This is a genomic window from Bacillus sp. FJAT-22090, from assembly GCF_001278755.1.
GTDB lineage: Bacteria > Bacillota > Bacilli > Bacillales_A > Planococcaceae > Psychrobacillus.
The window spans coordinates 24,807-43,703 of sequence record NZ_CP012601.1 but is presented as its reverse complement, the minus strand read 5'-3'; the positions used below and the strand labels follow the sequence as shown (position 1 = coordinate 43,703).

Annotated in this window: 19 protein-coding genes and 1 pseudogene; 4 read left to right on the top strand and 16 right to left on the bottom strand. The window is 35.6% G+C overall.

The annotated features are described in order from the left end of the window. Positions 1–62 precede the first annotated feature (62 nt). Genes AM499_RS00310 through AM499_RS00300 form a run of 3 tightly spaced genes read right to left on the bottom strand, consistent with a single transcriptional unit; the run spans position 63 to position 792 of the window. Positions 63–260, bottom strand: coding sequence for a hypothetical protein (locus AM499_RS00310; RefSeq protein WP_053588331.1), 198 nt, complete (start codon positions 258–260; stop codon positions 63–65). Positions 261–278: 18 nt separating this feature from the next. Next, the gene (locus AM499_RS00305) at positions 279–590 is read right to left on the bottom strand and encodes a DUF2178 domain-containing protein (RefSeq protein WP_053588330.1); all 312 of its coding nucleotides are present in this window, start codon (positions 588–590) and stop codon (positions 279–281) included. A gap of 1 nt (position 591) precedes the next feature. Further along, positions 592–792, bottom strand: a complete 201-nt coding sequence (locus AM499_RS00300; protein WP_053588329.1) for a helix-turn-helix transcriptional regulator — start codon at positions 790–792, stop codon at positions 592–594. A 144-nt stretch (positions 793–936) separates the two neighbouring features. On the opposite strand from AM499_RS00300, the gene AM499_RS00295 reads away from it, so the two are divergent. Then, positions 937–1,122, top strand: coding sequence for a YhzD family protein (locus AM499_RS00295; protein WP_053588328.1), 186 nt, complete (start codon positions 937–939; stop codon positions 1,120–1,122). Positions 1,123–1,163: 41 nt separating this feature from the next. On the opposite strand, the gene AM499_RS00290 is transcribed toward AM499_RS00295, so the two are convergent. From AM499_RS00290 to AM499_RS00260, 7 genes and pseudogenes are all read right to left on the bottom strand, one after another. After that, positions 1,164–2,180, bottom strand: coding sequence for an anti-sigma factor (locus AM499_RS00290; protein WP_053588327.1), 1,017 nt, complete (start codon positions 2,178–2,180; stop codon positions 1,164–1,166). Further along, on the bottom strand, positions 2,167–2,721 hold the full coding sequence (locus AM499_RS00285) for a sigma-70 family RNA polymerase sigma factor (RefSeq protein ID WP_053588326.1): 555 nt from the start codon (positions 2,719–2,721) through the stop codon (positions 2,167–2,169). Before AM499_RS00285 ends, AM499_RS00290 begins: the two co-directional genes overlap by 14 nt. Before the next feature lie 192 nt (positions 2,722–2,913). Continuing rightward, positions 2,914–3,253: pseudogene (locus tag AM499_RS00280) on the bottom strand (enoyl-CoA hydratase). A gap of 4 nt (positions 3,254–3,257) precedes the next feature. Continuing rightward, positions 3,258–4,037 (bottom strand): enoyl-CoA hydratase, encoded by a 780-nt coding sequence (locus AM499_RS00275; protein ID WP_053588325.1) that lies wholly within the window; start codon positions 4,035–4,037, stop codon positions 3,258–3,260. Positions 4,038–4,952: 915 nt separating this feature from the next. Then, entirely contained in the window at positions 4,953–5,297 is a 345-nt protein-coding gene (locus tag AM499_RS00270) for a YlbF/YmcA family competence regulator (RefSeq protein WP_053588324.1), read from the bottom strand. Between the two features lie 19 nt (positions 5,298–5,316). Continuing rightward, positions 5,317–6,459 carry a DUF445 family protein gene (locus AM499_RS00265; protein ID WP_053588323.1) on the bottom strand — a complete coding sequence of 381 codons (1,143 nt, stop codon included), beginning with the start codon at positions 6,457–6,459 and terminating at the stop codon, positions 5,317–5,319. 65 nt (positions 6,460–6,524) lie between these two features. Next, positions 6,525–6,914: a ferritin-like domain-containing protein gene (locus AM499_RS00260; protein ID WP_053588322.1), complete on the bottom strand. Its 390-nt coding sequence runs from the start codon at positions 6,912–6,914 to the stop codon at positions 6,525–6,527. A 72-nt stretch (positions 6,915–6,986) separates the two neighbouring features. Here AM499_RS00260 and AM499_RS00255 point away from each other — a divergent pair, with 72 nt between their 5' ends. Further along, the gene (locus AM499_RS00255) at positions 6,987–7,190 is read left to right on the top strand and encodes a YheE family protein (protein ID WP_053588321.1); all 204 of its coding nucleotides are present in this window, start codon (positions 6,987–6,989) and stop codon (positions 7,188–7,190) included. 205 nt (positions 7,191–7,395) lie between these two features. Here AM499_RS00255 and AM499_RS00250 read toward each other — a convergent pair whose 3' ends face one another. The 4 genes from AM499_RS00250 to chrA form a co-directional block, all read right to left on the bottom strand. Continuing rightward, on the bottom strand, positions 7,396–8,646 hold the full coding sequence (locus AM499_RS00250) for an MFS transporter (RefSeq protein ID WP_156316722.1): 1,251 nt from the start codon (positions 8,644–8,646) through the stop codon (positions 7,396–7,398). Positions 8,647–8,741: 95 nt separating this feature from the next. Beyond that, a complete protein-coding gene (locus AM499_RS00245; protein WP_053588320.1) occupies positions 8,742–10,481 on the bottom strand; it encodes an ABC transporter ATP-binding protein in 1,740 nt (579 codons plus the stop codon). Further along, positions 10,478–12,220: an ABC transporter ATP-binding protein gene (locus AM499_RS00240; protein WP_053588319.1), complete on the bottom strand. Its 1,743-nt coding sequence runs from the start codon at positions 12,218–12,220 to the stop codon at positions 10,478–10,480. Before AM499_RS00240 ends, AM499_RS00245 begins: the two co-directional genes overlap by 4 nt. Positions 12,221–12,614: 394 nt before the next feature. Beyond that, positions 12,615–13,772: a chromate efflux transporter gene (chrA, locus tag AM499_RS00235; protein WP_053588318.1), complete on the bottom strand. Its 1,158-nt coding sequence runs from the start codon at positions 13,770–13,772 to the stop codon at positions 12,615–12,617. A gap of 231 nt (positions 13,773–14,003) precedes the next feature. Between chrA and AM499_RS00230 the strand changes: the two genes are divergently transcribed. Together AM499_RS00230 and AM499_RS00225 are read left to right on the top strand one after the other, a co-directional pair. Beyond that, positions 14,004–15,356 carry a hemolysin family protein gene (locus AM499_RS00230; protein ID WP_231687510.1) on the top strand — a complete coding sequence of 451 codons (1,353 nt, stop codon included), beginning with the start codon at positions 14,004–14,006 and terminating at the stop codon, positions 15,354–15,356. Between the two features lie 67 nt (positions 15,357–15,423). Then, a complete protein-coding gene (locus AM499_RS00225; RefSeq protein WP_053588316.1) occupies positions 15,424–16,308 on the top strand; it encodes a cation diffusion facilitator family transporter in 885 nt (294 codons plus the stop codon). A gap of 161 nt (positions 16,309–16,469) precedes the next feature. Here the strand turns inward: AM499_RS00225 and AM499_RS00220 are convergent, their stop codons facing one another. Both AM499_RS00220 and AM499_RS00215 read right to left on the bottom strand, forming a co-directional pair. Next, complete coding sequence (locus tag AM499_RS00220) at positions 16,470–17,117, bottom strand: response regulator (RefSeq protein WP_053588315.1); 648 nt, start codon at positions 17,115–17,117, stop codon at positions 16,470–16,472. Between the two features lie 12 nt (positions 17,118–17,129). Further along, positions 17,130–18,245, bottom strand: a complete 1,116-nt coding sequence (locus AM499_RS00215) for a GAF domain-containing sensor histidine kinase (RefSeq protein WP_053588314.1) — start codon at positions 18,243–18,245, stop codon at positions 17,130–17,132. Between the last annotated feature and the right edge of the window lie 652 nt (positions 18,246–18,897).

Below are 18,897 nucleotides of genomic sequence, written 5' to 3'. Positions count from 1 at the left end.
CTTATTTTATCATAAAGAAAAGATTGTATACAGTGAAATGTGTACAATCTTTAATAAAAAGTTTACAAACTTTTCCGTTCTTTTTTTATTTGTTGAACACTGATTATTAGTCCGGTAAATCCAGCTGCAAAGGAAGGAAAAATACTATATAAAAAATAATTCCGTTCATTTGTTAGTAGTGAGATCAAAAGAAAAAATAGAGGGATTCCGATTAGTACAAATAAGGAAACGAGTAGAGCAAATTTAGTATTTTTTTTCATTAAAAACCCCTCCGATTTTTAGTTATCTTTACTAGCTATTACAGCACCTATTAAATAAGAAGTCATATGAATTACCCAAATAGCAGTCATTAAGAAAAAGTAAAGACCTGGACCTTCAATAGTCAGGATAATCATCCATACGATTAATATAACAACAGTAGTTGTCATCCAAGAAATGGATCTTGCCTTTTCATGTATTCTCGTATATCTTTCATCGAACCACCGTTTTTTCTTACCTATTTTTCTATTGATTAATAAAACAATAGCCATAACTACAATTGCAAGAGGCAAACCTAACATAAATGACGCTAAATCAAATTTCTCATACATACTAATCTTCCTCCTCATAAATAAATATGTCTTCGATCGTACAATTGAACAATTTAGAAAGCTTAAAAGCTAATGTGATGGATGGATTATATCTTCCCTTTTCTAACGAAATAATTGTTTGTCTGGAAACATTAAGCATTTCTGATAGCTCATCCTGTGTCATCCCTAATGCCATTCGTTTATCTCTAACTAAATTTTCCATGTATACTCCTACCTTTTTTGTAAAGCTAACTTTACGTAAAGTGTACTTTACTTCGTTTTCATTTGTCAAGCTAACTTTACATTTTTCTTTTAAAGTTTTTGTTGTATAATATTAGGTATAAGAAGAACAAAGGGGTGTTGATTCTTGAAAACATATAAATTTACTGCATTTGAACCAACAGGAAAGCTTATTGTAGAAGAAACATGGAATTTCGATAACGACGAAGACGCGAAGAAAAAAGGCGAGCAATTTATTGAAGAAAAAGGCTTTACTAAAACGACTCATCGTTTAGTGAACAACGCTGGAAAACTTGTTTTATTTCACGTGTAATTGGAAAAGGACATATCCCCCAAAAGGGTTATGTCCTTTTTTTATTCTTCATACCAGTTCCAATATGTTATTTCCCCTAATTGAACACTACGAATATCCTGTAACTCTCTTAATTTTAATAACTCTTTTACTGGTCCTGTAACGACTGCTCCATATGCTTGGAAGCCTTCCTCATTTAAATAGTCATATCTCTCTTGCAAGTAATCTGTACGAAGTAATACTTCCGCTAATTTTTTATTTTCATTTAACATCATTTGCATATTTTCTAACATTGCGACTTGACTATCTTCAACTGAATCTAAATTTAAAACATATGTGAGAGAACCGCTTTCTAAGTCATCATCCATAAGTCTAGCACCTGACAATCCCCATTGAGATATAGACATGGAATTATTACTTCTACCCCAACTTCCTTCAGAAAATTTTTTCATTTCTCCCATATATAATGGCATCCAAATAATGTGTAAATCGTATGGAGATATGAGTTCTACTATCTCTTTTGGCGTATAATAATCCCCTAATGAGAATGCCAGATCTGCAACATTTCCTTCATGAATTTTCTCTAAAGTATTCCAAACGTCTGGTTGTTCACTTCCATCTAATCTTTTTCCCGTATTAGGATTTATTGGTAAATTAAATGTAAAACCTTGATCCATCGAATTGGACGGATAATTTTTCTCTATTTCTACATGACTCAGACTACTAAATAATCGCTTGCTTAAAGTTAAATCCGATACTATATAATCTTCAGTACCAATTCTTCTAGTAAGTGGTATTTCGATCCTTTGCGTAAGAAATGGAGTGACCTCATGATCATGACTTATACCAATCTCACTGGAGAATTCAGGATATGTCCAATCGATAGCTAGTTTCTGATAAAACTCTACTCTTTTTCCGTTTGTTGTTGAGTTAAATAGCATAGAAATTACCATCATATATATAAAATATAAGAAGAAAACTGCAGCAATTACACGAACAACTTTTAATGAAAGCCTCCATGAAAATCTTTTTTTGTGCTTACCTACAATTTGTTGTGCTTTATCCTCATTCCATTCCATCATTCTCACCTCTTTCAAAATCTTTTCCTAGTCTGCTTGCTAGCAGTTTAAAACGTTGTCTAGCACGATACATATTTATTTTTACTTGATTCAATGAAATATCAAGCGTACTGGCTAACTCTTCATAAGAAAATTGCTGGTATTCTCGTAAGTAAAGAATTGAGCGATAATTTTCAGGCAACAAAATCAGAATATCTTTAACCTCTCTGGTTAATTCTTTTATTTTCATATCGTCTTCTGGAACGCCATATGGAGTAACAAGTTCTTTCGAGTTAGATAAGTAGTCATAGAAGGGAACCCATCCCCACCTTTTCCTTTTTCGCCATTCATCCATGTAAGCATGACGTGCCACTTTAAATAACCAGCTTTTCACCTGTCCACCCTCGTATAAATCTAAAGATAAAGTTGCCCTATAAAATGTTTCTTGCACAAGCTCTTCTGCCATCGTATCCGATCCTGTAAGTTTGACTAAATAAAAATAGAGAGGCTTCGCGAAAGCTAAATAAATAACCTCTAATTCGTCTTGCCTGCTTTTCTTCAACTTTCTGCCTCCCTCCTTACTAAAAACGTTCGAGTATGTATAATGTTACAGTACATTTTTTAAAATTATATACAAATCGGGAAAACGAAATCTTTCAATTCTTATGCAGAGACAATACCAGCAGAGTATAGCCAATCAGTTATTATAAAAAAATGTAGGAGCTCACACAAAAGTGAGCTCCTACTTTCTAATTTATTCATCTCTGATTATTCCATGACTCGTACCAACTAACACTTCTTTGCTATGTTGATTGCTATACCTTCTACTTGCTCAACACTTGTAATCTAAAGCTAACTAGTGATCGTATCCCCAGTGAAAACAGGTCGAATAAATTTGGTGACCATCTCTCCTGCTATCGCCACCAATTTTTGTTCCGATACTCTCTGTAAATAATCCATCAATAGTCTAGTCCTTTTTCATCGCGTTCCATTTGACGCCTACATTGCTCTCCTGACAGTTTAGCATATTGTAAAGTCTCTTCCTCATTGAAAGTACGTGCCCATGATTTAACAACCTCTATTTTTACTTCCATTCTTTTATTCCCCTTTGAAAGTAGGCTTGCGTTTTTCAACAAAAGCTTGAATGCCTTCTAGATGGTCAGCCGTTTTACGCAAAGCAGTCTGAGCTATAGCTTCTTTTTCTACTACTGCTGCTAGTTCATCTACTTTTGTAGCGTGTAATATTTCTTTCGACGCAATCATAGCAGCAATTGGCGACTGGAGAAGTTTCTGTGCATAGGAATTTGCTGTTGTATAACCTAAACCATCAGAAGCCACTTCATCCACTAAGCCGATTTTTTGCGCTTCCTTTCCTGAAAACAGTTGCCCACTCCACATAAGTTGTTTCGCCTTTGGGATTCCCACTCTTTCTTTTAAGAAGAAATGCCCGCCTCCATCTGGTATTAGCCCTATGCCAATAAAGTTCATAGCGAGCTTACTATTTTCTTCCGCGATAATAATATCGCAGCCCAGTACCATACTGAAGCCTAAACCTGCTGCGGCACCGTGAACAGAGGCAATTGTAATTTGAGGTAATGTATATAATGTTTTTGCTAGTCGCCCAAGATACACCATGACTTCTTCAATATTAAAAGGATTCTCTGTATCCATCATTGCCTTAATGTCTCCTCCAGCAGAAAAAGCACGCCCCTCTCCTTTAATAATCAACACTTGTACAGAGCGATCTTCTTTAAGAGACTCTAAACATTCCGCTAGCTCTTTCATCATCACATCATCCATTGAATTCATGGCTTGTGGTCTATTTAATGTTAGCGTAGCAATTCTTCCTTCTTTTTCTAACAATAAAGTCTTATACATAGCAATTCCCCTTTATAAGTGAATGGTTATTCATTTATTAATAATTCGACATCTAATAAATTATTCCTTCTATTATTTTCAGCTCTGTTAAACTTCATTTTTATGTGTTTAAACATCAGGGGCAGTTATTGCTCCTGCCTAGACTCATGCGTACCGTGTGGCAAGCGTATATCGGAGTCTTAAAAGAGCAAATAAATTAGGCTTTAGGTTCCAGGGAATACTACTTATCTATATGCATTCGCGCTGGCCGCACGTCCGCATGAAACGCTGTATACGCTAGACGCATCCATCTGTCTCATACGGCAAGTCATGAGACTGGGAAGGCTCGAATGAAGGTGTCAGCCATTACAAATAATAGGTTTTCTATTAACATGCGTTTATATAGAATTGGTAATTCTAAATACGTTAGCAATGATTTATGATCTACTCTTTAAAGTGCTGATTAATTTGGCTTTAGGTTATAGAGTCTACTTATCTATATTCATTCGCGCTGGCCGCACGTCCGCATGAGCCGCTGTATGCGCTAGACGCATCCATCTGTCTCATACGGCACGTCATGCGGCTGGGAAGGCGCAAATGCCAGTGTACTCTCTTGATAAGGTAAGTAGATGCTATTATATGATTGTTAATAAACAATCCTGAATACAGGATGTTCATTTACTTATTTATCGAATTGTTTCTATTTCATCGAATGTTTCCAGGATTGACGCCTTGCCTCTCACTCCGCAAAAGCGTTAAGAAGGAGCGACTCATCTTTCGGTGGCTCATGCTTAGCGTGCGGCAAGCGCGCATCAGTGTTTCTAGTATTCTATGTTGTTTAAAATATATTTAAGATATAAAATACTGGATCCCACGATGATTTAATAATGGTCTTTAAATTAAAAAAGGATCTCCTATTTTAGGAGATCCTTAGCATTAAATACCTTCGTATAATTCTTGCACTGGTTTTATTAAAACTCTGTTTACTTCTTCAATTAACTGACTTAAACTCATTTCTGCTTGGAGCATTTGAAAGATTTTTTCATTTCCTTGAGCAAGCTGTGCAGTTTTTTGTGCATATTCTAGCTCTTCACCAGAAATTTCTTCCCCCTTCATTTGCTTTTCTTGAAGGGAAAGTTGAATCTTACGAAAGCTTTGGAATAATGCAAGTGCCTCAGGATCTGCTTTAACAGATTCCACCGCTGCTTTTACCTTAGCAAATTCATCGGTTTTACGTAGTGTTGCTTCCAATTTATTAATATCATCGTAAATATTGACCATTTTTATTAGCTCCTTTTATTTAGCTTGTAATAAAGACGATTAGTCCCTGTATGATCCCTATAAGACCACCTAAGACTCCACCAAGTACTGTAATCATTTTAAACTCACGTTTCGATATACCTAAAACGATTTCCTCTAAACGCGCTACTGGGAAAGAATCGACTTGCTCTTTTACCATATCTTCTAATTTCATTTTACGCAATACTTCTTCTAGCTTAGCTTCCGCTTCCATGAATGCAAAGGAAGTGAGTTTTGGGACAAGCGTAGTTTGCGTCCATTCTGTTGCCTCTGGGAAATAATGAACTAAACTATGACTTAAACGCTCTTCGATTGCTAGTTCCTTCTTCAAATAACTTTTTACATTTTTTACGACTGGTTCAAAATCAAAGCCATCCATTATTTCCACAATTGGTCGGTCTTTAAGCTTTTCCCACTCATTACGAACAATATTTTCTAACATATTTTTGGTACCTGGTGCTTTTAAAAACTTTAATATTTCTGGTTGCACTTTTCCTGCAAGAGAGGAAGATTCACCAACAAACATTTGAATCATGCTTCCAAGCGTTCCTTTAGTAGATAGGAAATCATCAATTAAATTTTTTACTGTTCGTTTACCTTCTTCAGACTGAAAAAATTCTTCTCCTTTAAAAAGGATGTATGATACAATTTCTCCTATTTTACTATCTGCTTTAAACTGCCAATCTTCCGGAGCTAACTGTCTAATCGTCTCCTTTTCAAAACGGCTTTTCAAACGATTAAATTGTATATCCACTTGCTCATCTATTTTCGTATTAGCTATCGTTACAATATTTTCAATGCCACTTAGCTTTAACCAATCTTCAATCGTTTTATCAGAAAGTAGAATTTTCTCATTTAATTGTCGAACAATTAGCTTCGTAGTCTTGTCTTGCATTTCTTCATTAAAATATTTTCTTTTGAAAATATCTGGGGTCAATAAGTGATTGATTACTGTATTTCCTAGTTGTTTGGCAAGTTCATCTCGTCTCTTTGGAATTAAACCAGGTGTGAACGGGATTCGCCAAGATCCAATATATTTTGCCTCATGTGGTCGAAAAAGCATTTGAATAGCTAAGTGATTAGTTACTGCCCCTATCGCCGCTCCGACTGCTGCCATGAATAAAATCGTCCAAAATAAATCCATCTATTTCACCTTTTTCCTCTAGCATATAGTTTATTATAGCAGAGGAAGGACAAACACTAAAAGAATTACAATGCGTTGAACATTGTCGAAAAACGTATAGCATGCTCCGTTTCATCATGCATTGCCACAAATAGTGGCGCATATGCTTGCTGAACAGGTATTTGGAGCAGCATTTCTTTATACATTTCTGCTCCTTCTAACTCCTCTTTAATCGCATTCTTTGCACAAGTTTTTAAGTCTATGCAAGGGGGCTTTTTTTTCAGACTTTGAACATAAGTCCCTGTCAGCATATAATAGAGTTGTTGAAACATTTCATAGTGGCTTTTTTCATCTTCATAAGCATGTTGAATAAACCCTTGCCAATATGGATCATTCGTCAATTTATACATATCTTTATAGAAATGGTAATCTGCGTATTCATTTTGAATCGCAAGTTGTAATTTTTCAATAAACAAGTAGATGCTCCTTCACTAGTCATTTCTACTAGTGTATGCATGGAAATTATGTCACATGAAAGGATGATTATTTTGTTACAGCATTTTAGCTTTAAACCACTATATGAAAATAAGCAATTACCGGGCTGGTCTATCTCATTCTTCTATAAACAAGTACGATATACAGGTGAATACGAACCGGATGGCACAATCAATTGGAATGGAATCGTACCAGCTGATGAAGAAACTATAAAAAAAATGATTCATGAGCTAATGCTGTTTCACGTTTACGATTAACAACATAAAAACTGCATGTGCTAAAAAAAACACATGCAGTTTAGTATTTTATTTGTCTTCTAAATAATCAAATACAGATCCTATAAACACTTTTCCTGTTGTCTTTCATCAAACACATCTCATTGGTTCTCCCTCTACTTAACTTCATTCTCATCTTAAACTCGGCACGTGTAATAGTTTTATGGATTATGATAATCACTTCGTTTTACATTGTACCAATTTTTTTCCGGCCAAATAAAACATAAAAATAAGTGGAAGCTATGATATAAAGAACTCCTGTTATTGTGAAGGTATAAGCATATCCCCAATATGCTCCATATGTCATTACCAATCCTGTAGAGATAGCTCCAGTGCTAGCCCACCCAATATTGAATACCATCTGGTTTACTGAATTGGCAAGCCCCTTATATTTATCATGAACTAAATCCATTGCAATAGCACTTTGTATTGGATTTCCAGCATTCATAAGTGCTTGACGTAGCAAAAATCCGATTGATGCTACTAGCAAGGAATTGGTATAACCAGTGATAAATAAAAAAGGGATTGATAGTAATTGAAAAATTACAAGTGCACGAACCTGCCCTACTCTTTTTACAAGTGCTGGGCCAATAAGCATTGCAATAGCCGTCATTCCAGAGCCTAACGATAATATCAAACCAATATATGAATTAGATGCATCAAAACGGTTAGCAAAGTATAAGTTCAAATAAGGAATAACTAAACCTGATCCTGTACCGATTAACAAGTTGGAAAAACCAAACAATACAATGATTATAATATTTCTTTTGAAAGAACTTGGTAATTCCTTCTCACTTGTTTTAGCAGTTTTATTTTCTTGTCTTGCTATTGGTTTTAATTTAAATAAAGGGATTAAGCCTAGTGCGAATACAATGGTACCTACTATTAAAACCCATTTTATCGATTCCTGAATAGGCATAGCAGCATACAAGTGTAGTGCATCAGCTAATACACCTCCACCCAAACTTCCAATGACACTTGCAATGGTCACTAAAGAGAAATGGATACTAAACAAATGCATACGTTCACTAGCATTCGAGTTTTCTGCTAAGAAAGGGACACCTGAAACTTGGACAAGCGCCATAAATAGTCCAGTTAAAAATGCAGCATAAATTAACGATTGTTCTTCCACCATTACACTTCTATAAAATAATGTTAACACTGTCATCATCGAACCAACAATAATCATCCATTTTCGTCCAAAACGATCGCTTAAAAAGCCAGCAGGTATTAACATGATTGCTGATGCAAGAGAAGTCATCGTAATCACTTTACCATTTACGGTTTCAGGAAATCCCAGCTCCTTTAAATATAAATTATACATGACAGAAAAAACTCCCATACCGACTTGTATAAGAATATTTGCCATCATGAATAACCGTATATTTCTATTGAATGAAGATATTTTTGTTTTCCAATCTTTTAGCCACAGGATCATAAAAGATACCTCTCTTGCTTTTTATTTCGTCTCACTAAATATACGATTTCCGATAGAAAACTTCAATACAAAAAAAGGGAATATCCCCGCACGTATTATACGTGCTGAGATACTCCTGCTTGTAATTTATACATTTGTTCATAGCGTCCTTGTAGCTGTAGCAACTCATCATGCGTTCCACTCTCTACAATTTCACCACGATCTAATACTAAAATTCGATCTGCATTCTTAATAGTAGAAAGTCGGTGTGCAATGATAAAAGTTGTTCTTCCTTTTTTCAATACATCCATTGCATGCTGTATTATTTCTTCCGTTTCTGTATCAATATTTGAAGTTGCCTCATCCAATATTAGAATGGCAGGGTCGAAAGCAAGTGCTCGAGCGAATGAAACTAGCTGTCTTTGTCCAGAGGATAGTGTACTACCCTTCTCAATTACAGGTTCATCTAAACCTTTTTCAAGATTCTTTAATACTCGCTCTCCCCCAACTGCTTCTAATGCAGCTTCCACTGTCTTACGGGAAATACGAGGATCATTTAAGCTTACGTTTGACTCGATTGTTCCTGAAAATAAATAAGGATCCTGCAAAACGATACCCATATGATCTCGTATTGTTTGCCTTGGTAACGATGTTATATCAACACCATCAATGAGAATCTTTCCTTTTGATGGATCATAGAAACGGAACAATAAGTTCATAATCGAGCTTTTTCCTGATCCAGTATGCCCAACAAGTGCTACCGTTTCCCCTTTATTGGCTACAAAGTTTAAATTTTTTAATACATAATCCTTCTCTTTGTATGCAAAAGATACATTTTGAAACTCAACATTTCCTTCATATCGTTCCATACGTTGATCTTCCACTTTTTCTCCTGATTCATCAAGTAAACGGAACACACGATTACCTGCAACAAGAGATCTCTCCAATTGCGAAAATTGATTCACAATTCCTGTAATCGGATTAAATAGTCTTGTCGTATAATCAACAAATGCATAAAGCATACCTGCTGAAATGATTGTATTTGGTTCCATGGACTGGCTACCAAAATACCAAATAAACATAATAAACATTAAGGATCGTAAAACACTAACTAAGTTAAATGAAGTTGCCGAATCAAGTGTAAGCAATTTATTTTGATAGCGGTAATGCTCTCCATTCATCTCTTCAAATTCACGTTCCATTTGCTTCTCTCGTTTAAAAGCTTGAATAATGGACATACCTTGAATTGATTCGTTCAGCATTGCATTTAAATCAGCGATCTTCGTACGAACAATATGATTATATTTTGAAGCATATTTTCGATATCCGATCATCCATACATAAACGATTGGTACAACAAAAAGCGCCATCGCAGCCATTTTTACATTTAGGATAAATAAAGCTACGTAAACACCTGCAATCGAAATAATACTTGTTGCAAACTGAGATAGTACCTGCACATATAGATTACGAATAGCTTCTGTATCATTTGTAACACGTGCAACTACCTTACCAGCAGGCAAGTTATCAAAATACTGTATCGGCAACGTTTGTATATGCTGAAATACATCATTTCTCAGCTTTTGTACAACACGATTAGCCCCAATCTGTAGATTAATAAACATAAAGTATCTAAAAACTGCTGTTACAATCGATAAACCAAAGAATATAGCTAATAGCATTAATATAGGCTGAAGATCAATAGCCCCTTCTGTAATATGGTTGTCGATAATTTTCTTTGCGATGAATGGACCGGTTAAGTCTGCAAACACTGCAATTGTTAAAAAGATTAAACCAAGTAAAATTGGCTTTTTATAAAATAACGCATAATGGTAGAGTCGTTTCCCTGTACTCATGACGACACCCCCTCAAGCTGTTGACGATCGTATTGCTCTTTGTACCAACCATTTTGCTGAAGAAGTTCCTCATGAGTACCTTCTTCTACAACCATTCCTTCGTCTAAAACGATAATATGGTCTGCATGTTGAATACCTGACAATCGATGCGTCGTAATAATTGTTGTCTTCCCACTACGTTCATTTTGTATATTTTCAATAATTTTTGCTTCTGTTTTCGCATCCACTGCGGAAAGCGAATCATCTAATAGTAAAATCTCTGGATTTTTAATAAGTGCTCTTGCAATAGATACCCGTTGTTTTTGACCACCCGATAAAGAGACACCCTTTTCTCCTACCAATGTTTCAAGACCCATCGGCAAGTTCATCAAATCACGTTGGAAATGCGCTAATCGAATTGCTTCTTCTAGCTCTTCTTCCGTTGCATCTTCTTTACCAAAAAGAATGTTTTGACGAATTGTCCGTGAGAATAGAACATGATCCTGCGGAACGTATCCAATCCATTCTAGAACTTGCTCTTTTGTTTGCTCAGAAATTGCTATATCTCCAATTGTTAGCTGTCCAGCTCCAATAGGATATTCCTTTAAAAGTTGTTTCATAAAGGTTGTTTTTCCTGATCCTGTTTTTCCGACAATACCAAGTGTTTGCCCTTTTTGAAGGTTTACTCGGATATTTTGAAGATTTTTCACCTGTGACATTGGATATTGGAAACCAACATCTTCAAATCCGATGGAATTCACATCATATAGTTTCACAGGACTCAATGGATCTTTTACATCAGCTTCATAGTCCAGCGTTTCTTGTACACGATCTAAGGAAGCATTACCACGTTGCATAACATTGATTAATTCACCAATTGCAAACATTGGCCATATTGCCATCCCTAAGTAAACGTTAAATGTAATTAAATTCCCAACTGTCATTTCATTTTGTGAAACTAGATATGCACCGTAACCTAAAGCAACTACATAACTGATACCTGTACCTACTTTTGTAATTGGACCAAATAGTGCATCAATTCGTTCAACAACCATATTTTTTTGGTATACTTCTTCACTCATATCTGCAAACTTCTTTTCGTCTGCTCTCTCTTGGACATATGCACGAATTACACGAACACCAGCAACAGATTCAAGAACTCGGTCATTTAAATCTCCAAATGCATCTTGTGCAGTCATATATTTTTCATGAATTATTTTCCCTAAATATTGCATGATAAAAGCTAAAATCGGAATCGGTAATATTGCAAAAAATGTAAGCTTCCATGAAATAATGAACCCCATCGCTAGGATGAGCGCTGCCATATACATCGTTGAATCGATCAATGTCATAATTCCAAAACCAGCTGTAGTTGCAACCGCATTTAAATCATTTGTTGCACGAGCCATTAAATCACCCGTACGATTTTTTTCATAAAATGTTGGTGTCATACTTAAAAATTTTCTATTTAATTTGGTTCTTAAAATCCGCTCTATCGTAATAGAGCCACCAAACAATTGATATTGCCAAACAAAATTTAGCACATATCCAATGATAATTATTCCGATAAAGTAGAACACATACATCGTTAATGAATCTGGAGTCATATTCCCCGTTGTAATGGTATCTATTGCTTCTCCAACCAACCACGGAGGTATTACTTCAAATGCACTTGCTACTATGAGCAAGCTAACAGCGACTGTATATCGCTTCCAATGATCACTAAAAAACCACTTTAATTTAAATAAAACCGAAAACATTATTTAATCCCCTCATTTCTTCTCTCTCTTAAATAAAACAAGCTAGCCACCTTCTAGAGATTCCTTTAATAAAATTTGTTTTGTCCGTTGAATAGTCATAACCAAACCCTTCCTTTCTTACATTTTCACTAAGAAATGGAAATAAATGAACACAAAAAAGCACATTACCCATATTACGGTAATGTGCTTTTAAATAGACAAAGTTAACCTAAAAAATGTCTATTATAAAATCATTTATCGTTCGATGGTAGGCATGAAAAAATTATTAAGTTGTTTTTTATATCAATTAAACGAATCATTTTTCATACCTCCATTTCTCTTTTTTATTTAGTGTCCCTTAACATTAGCATATAAAAATTTCCAATGTCAACACTTTTCTAAAAAAAGGGACTAATTAAATTATATGCATAATGGCTCCAAAAATTGCACTAAATAATACTACGTAAATTGGTGGCCATTTATACACAGAAAGCAACGTAAAAGTAATAAGAACGATAACAAAATCCATCGTACTATTCACTGCACTAGTAAAAACAGGATTATATAATGCAGCAAGCAGGATCCCAACTACTGCGGCATTTACTCCTTTTAATGCCGCTTGTATACCTCTTTTGGAACGAATAACTGTCCAAAAGGGTAAGGTCCCAATAACTAATAAAAAAGAAGGTAAAAACATTGCAAAGACAGCTATCAGCGCACCTGGAATCCCTGCAGTTACCTGCCCTAAATAACCAGCTAATGTAAATAGTGGCCCCGGAACAGCTTGAGCTGCACCATACCCAGCAAGGAAAACATCTGGTGAAACCTCTACTTCTCTTTGAAGCATTGGTAAAACAACATGCCCTCCACCAAAAACGATGGAACCAACTCGATAATAAGCATCAAACATAGAATAATAAACAGAGTTAAATAATGGTTTTAATAATGGCAATAAAATCAATAAAACAAAAAATATAGTCCAACTTAAGAATCCTATTCTTTTCCCAAAAGAAAGTGAAATTTCTGGAGCATGCTCCACTTCCTCATTTTTATATAAAATATATCCAAAAACTCCTGCTGCAATGATTATACAAATTTGACCGATAGCGGTTGGAATAAGTAATGTCAATATAGCACAAGCTACTGCAATAGAAATTCTTATACGATCTGGGGCAAGTGACTTTTGCATTCCTAAAAGAGCATGAGCAACTACCGCTACCGCCACTATTTTCAAACCATGTATCCATCCACTATCAAAAGAACCTGTAGCCGAAACAAACATAGCAAATAACATTAGAAGAATAACTGATGGCATAGTAAATCCTAACCAAGAAATAATACCGCCAGCTATTCCTCCACGAAGTAAACCTATAGATATTCCTACTTGAGAAGATGCAGGACCAGGTAAAAATTGACATAACGCTACAATGTCAGCGTATAATTTGTCATCCAACCATTTTCTTTTCTGAACATACTCTTCACGAAAATATCCTATATGTGCAGAAGGTCCACCAAATGATGTTAATCCAAGTTTTGTAGATGCTTTCAAAATTTCGATATATGTATTTTTCAATGAAGAACCCCCATTCTATCTTTCTATTATTATCTTATAAATTCAGCACTTTTTATGATAAGTTTATGTAAATTTTATTTGAGTGAAAAGATATAGGCTTAATCTGTTAAGTAGAAAGATTTGTAATTTACATGACATTATTTTATTATTAAAACTATAAACTATTTTTTAGAAAACAGGAGGTGTACACTTTGTTCTACCCCTCATTTGGGTTAGGGACAAAGTAATTATTTGGACATAGCCATACGATTGACAGCTTTTGCTGTCTTAATCGCATTCACTGCATTTTTTGTTGCAAGTGAATTTGCAATAGTAAAAGTAAGATCGACAAGAATTGATCAGCTCGTAGCTGAAGGAAATAAGAGCGCGTTAAATGCCAAAAAAATAGTGTCTAATTTGGATGAATATTTATCTGCCTGTCAGCTCGGAATCACGATAACCGCATTAGGTTTAGGTTGGCTTGGAGAACCGACAATTGAGGCAATATTACATCCGGCATTTGATTATTTTGAACTTCCCGAAAGTGTTTCTTCTTTACTTTCATTTGTTATTGCATTCTCCCTTGTAACATATATACATGTAGTAGTTGGAGAATTAACTCCAAAAACTTTTGCCATTCAAAGAGCAGAAGCAATAACACTAGCAGTTGCAAAACCGCTACTTATATTTGACAAGCTCATGTACCCGGTCATTCACGGGATGAATGGTTCAGCACGATTCTTAGCTACACGAGTATTTGGCTTAGATGCTGTTTCTGAATCAGAAGTTGCCCATTCAGAGGAAGAACTTCGTATGATTCTTTCCGAAAGTTTTAAGGGCGGAGAAATTAACCAAGCTGAATATAAATATGTGAACAAAATTTTTGAATTTGATGACCGTATCGCTAAAGAAATTATGGTACCTCGTACAGAAATCATTTCCATTGATAAAGATTTAACGTTAAAAGAAGTCTTTGAGTTAATCGGAGTAGAGCAATATACAAGATATCCCGTAACAGATGGTGACAAAGACCATATTATCGGACTTGTGAATATGAAAAATTTATTAACTGCATATATTAAAAACCCTGAAAATGCCACAACTCCAGTTAGTGATTATATGCAACCAATTATTCGTGTTATTGAAACGATGCCAATAGCGGATCTATTACTTAAAATTCAGCGAGAACGAATTCACATGGCTATTTTAATGGACGAATACGGTGGTACCTCTGGACTTGTTACAATAGAAGATATAATCGAAGAGATTGTCGGAGACATCCGTGATGAATTCGATACAGATGAACTTCCAGAAGTTCAAAAGGTCGGAGATAACCACTATATTGTTGATGCTAAAATGTTGATTGAAAATGTCAATGATTTACTTGGCATTGATATTGATGAGGAAGATATCGATACAATTGGCGGATGGTTTATGTCAAAAAGCTTCGATGCCGTTAAAGGCGAAAAAATATTTGAACAGGGCTTTGAGTTTATGATAAAAGATATTGACGGACATCATATTCAATATTTAGAGATTATCAAAACACCTCCTTTCGAAGAAGAAAAAGAAGATATAGAAGAAGACATTCAAACAGAACAATAATAGCAACGACTCTCCCAATAAGAGAGTCGTTTTCATATGCCTAAAAATGTTGAAAAGAGGAAACACTTTGGAACTATACACAAACTTACGCGAAGGGGAAAAAGGCGCTTGGGTTAGTATTTGTATTTATTTAGTATTAAGTGCATTTAAACTAACTGTCGGTTTCCTTGGTTCTTCCGAAGCATTAAAAGCGGATGGACTAAATAACTTTACGGATATTATTGCATCAATTGCAATACTTATCGGGCTTAGAATCTCTCAAAAACCACCTGATGATCATCATCAATATGGACATCTACGTGCAGAAACGATAGCATCCTTAGTTGCTGCCTTCATTATGGCTGCAATAGGTATTCAAGTTATACTTCAAGCTGTTCAACATCTAGCAAATCCAGTAGAAGAAGTTCCTTCTACATTAACTGCGATTGTAGGTTTTATCAGTGCAGTGGTCATGTATATTGTCTATAGATACAATCTAAAATTAGGTACTCGTATTAATAGTGCAGCCCTTAAAGCAGCAGCGTATGATAATCGCTCGGATGCATTAGTAAGTATCGGAGCTACAATAGGTATAGTTGGATCCATTTTAGGTTTTCCTATATTAGATGGCATAACAGCTTTAATTGTAGGGATTATAATCATGTATACCGCGTATACTATTTTTCATGAAGCAGCTTATACACTCTCGGATGGTTTTAATGTGGATGAAGCTGAAGCCCTTTCAACAGTTGTAAAGCTTGTGAATGGGGTTAAAACTTTAAAAAGCTTTAAAGGAAGAATGCATGGTAATTTAATGTTTGTTGATTTAACAGTTACAGTTGATCCTAATCTCAACGTAGTGGACAGCCATCGAATTACAGAAGAGATTGAGCAGCGCATCATGAAAGTAAAACCCTTTTCCGTCGTTCTTGTACATATAGAACCTCATTTAGAAGAGTTATTAATGGATTGAGCGATTGTTTGGGATGATTGAGCGATAATTTGGTGTTATTGAGCGATTCTGTCTGAAGATTGAGCGATTCTTCTCAAAGATCGAGCGACTCTCCCAAAAGATTGAGCGATACCCAGATTTTCATCTAAAAAACCGATGTATCGCAAGGATACATCGGCTCTTTATTGTCCGCTTGGCTCTGTCAGTCCGTGTTTCACTGCATACAGTGCTGCCTGTGTACGATCTTGAACATGAAGCTTTGCGAAAATATTGGATATATGTGTTTTTACTGTTTTTTCCGTTACAAACAGTGAAGAAGCAATTTCTCGATTGCTTTTCCCTTTTGTTAGCTCTGACAATACATCTTGTTCTCTTGGTGTTAAAGGGTGTTCTTCATGTGGACTTATTTCGGCTGGTTCATTTTCTCTTTCTAACTGCGTCGTTGCTTCAGGATGTATCGTATGTTCCCCACGCATTAATTTTCGAATAGCTTCTGCCAAATCATCGGGTTCAATATCTTTTAATTGGTATCCTGCTGCTCCTGCCTTTAATGCTGGAATAACATGATCTCTATCCGAAAAGCTAGTAAGCATTAAAATTTGAATATCTGGAAACTTTTCTTTTATTCGCTTAGTTGCTTGAATTCCATCCATTTCAGGCATAACTAGGTCCATAAGTATAACGTCTGGATGTAAAGAAGCTGTCAACTCTATCGCTTCTCTTCCATTCGTTGCTTCTCCGATAATATCCATATCCTTTTGCGTTTTTAAAAAGAACATTAAGCCTCTTCTAACAACATGATGGTCATCTGCAATCAATACTCGTATCATGCTTACTCCCTCCTAATAAGGTAAACGTACTAAAATTTCCGTACCTTTATTCCATTCTGTCACCCAATCTACTGTTCCACCAACTGCACGTGCTCGATCTCTCATACTCTGTAAACCAATAGAAGGTAAACTCTTCAATTCATTCATATGAAATCCTCTACCTTCATCTTTAACAACTAATAGAATATCTGTCGGAGTAACCGTTAAGTAGAGCTCTGCTTTTAGTACACCTGAATGCTTTCGAACGTTGTTAAGCGCTTCCTGAGCAATTCGAAACAGAGTCTCTTCAATACTCGCTGGCAAATTAACAACCCCTTTGACTTTAACAGTAAGTGTTAATCCTAGAATCTCTCCATACCCTTTTATGCCCTCAATGATGCCAGACTCTAAGCCTTTTGGACGTAGCTGCCAGATAAGTGCTCTCATTTCGGTTAGTGCATCTTGCGTTAAATATTGAATTTCTTTAAACGTTTCTTTTATTTCTTTTTGGTCGGTCATTTCAACTCCGCCACGTGCTGTTAACGTCACCGAAAAAAGTAATTGGTTAACTGAATCATGTAAGTCACGTGCGAGTCTATTTCTTTCCTGTACAAGTGCAACTTGTTGCTCCTGTTTCGTTAAATAAATACGTTTTATAGCAGAACCGATTTGAAAGGCAACAGATTCAAGAAGAGCAAGCTCCCCTTCTTCAAATCGAATTGTATTGGGCGTTGCTACATTTAATAGCCCAAATTGCTCTTGTCCAGATTGTAAAGGGACCGTTGCATGATGCGTTATGCCACCGTGATCTTCACGATTCATATTTCTTGCATTGACGATTCGTTTACACTCAATAATATTAGAAGCTTTGTTTAAATCACCTTTTTGAAATCTGGTAACACACCAACATCCACCTTTTTGTAAATGTTTGCATTCATTTTCTTGAAGTGCTCTTGGCAACTTTTCATGAGTAATGAGCTGTTGCTTTCCTTTTTTATTGATAAAAAATATCCATCCGGTTTCAAAAATTGTTCCTTCTAAAAGTTTTTGTAGCGCCCCTTGCAGCATCTGTTCCATTTCAGTTTCTTCATTTAAAAACTCAGCTATTTCTTTCAATAATTCTATGTTTGAGAGTTCATTGGATTGCATGTAAACTCCTCCGTATTCCGTAATTTCCTATTCCCATCTTATCATTTTATGTTCGATGATTGTAAAAACAAGACATCATACTTTTGACTGAAACTATTACAATCGAACGAAAAAAATCCGAGTATATAATTTACTCGGATTCAGATTGAAGACTAAAGCCAGTTGGCTAATTGGTCTCATTCATTATTTAGATTTTTTGTTGTAACTATTAAAATACTCAAGATTATTCTTCCTGAGAAATCAATAAAATATTAAGGTAACATTTTATTGGTTTGAAGAAGCGTCCGCTCGATACCTGCGGGAAAGCGAGACAGACGAGATCCTGGTGGAGCGTAGAGAGGGCAGTGAAAAAATCTATAGAATATGACTTTACTAAATAACAAGGAATCGCTTTTTGTTTGGGCACCGTTAATTTCCGTTCCAGGCGGACGCGTTCCGCCGGCATGGCTTCAGCCGCTTCCCTCACTACGCTCAGTCCAGGGTCTTCAGCTCATGCACCTGACTCTTCGCTTTCGGTGCAGAAAACATTTGCTATTCCGGCTGGAGTCGCCGTCTTCCACTCCAATCAACTATTATCCGCTTTTCAAGTAGAAAACCATCATGCAATAATAGAGCAATTTTTTATCACTTACATTTTTTCAATTAGTATTTA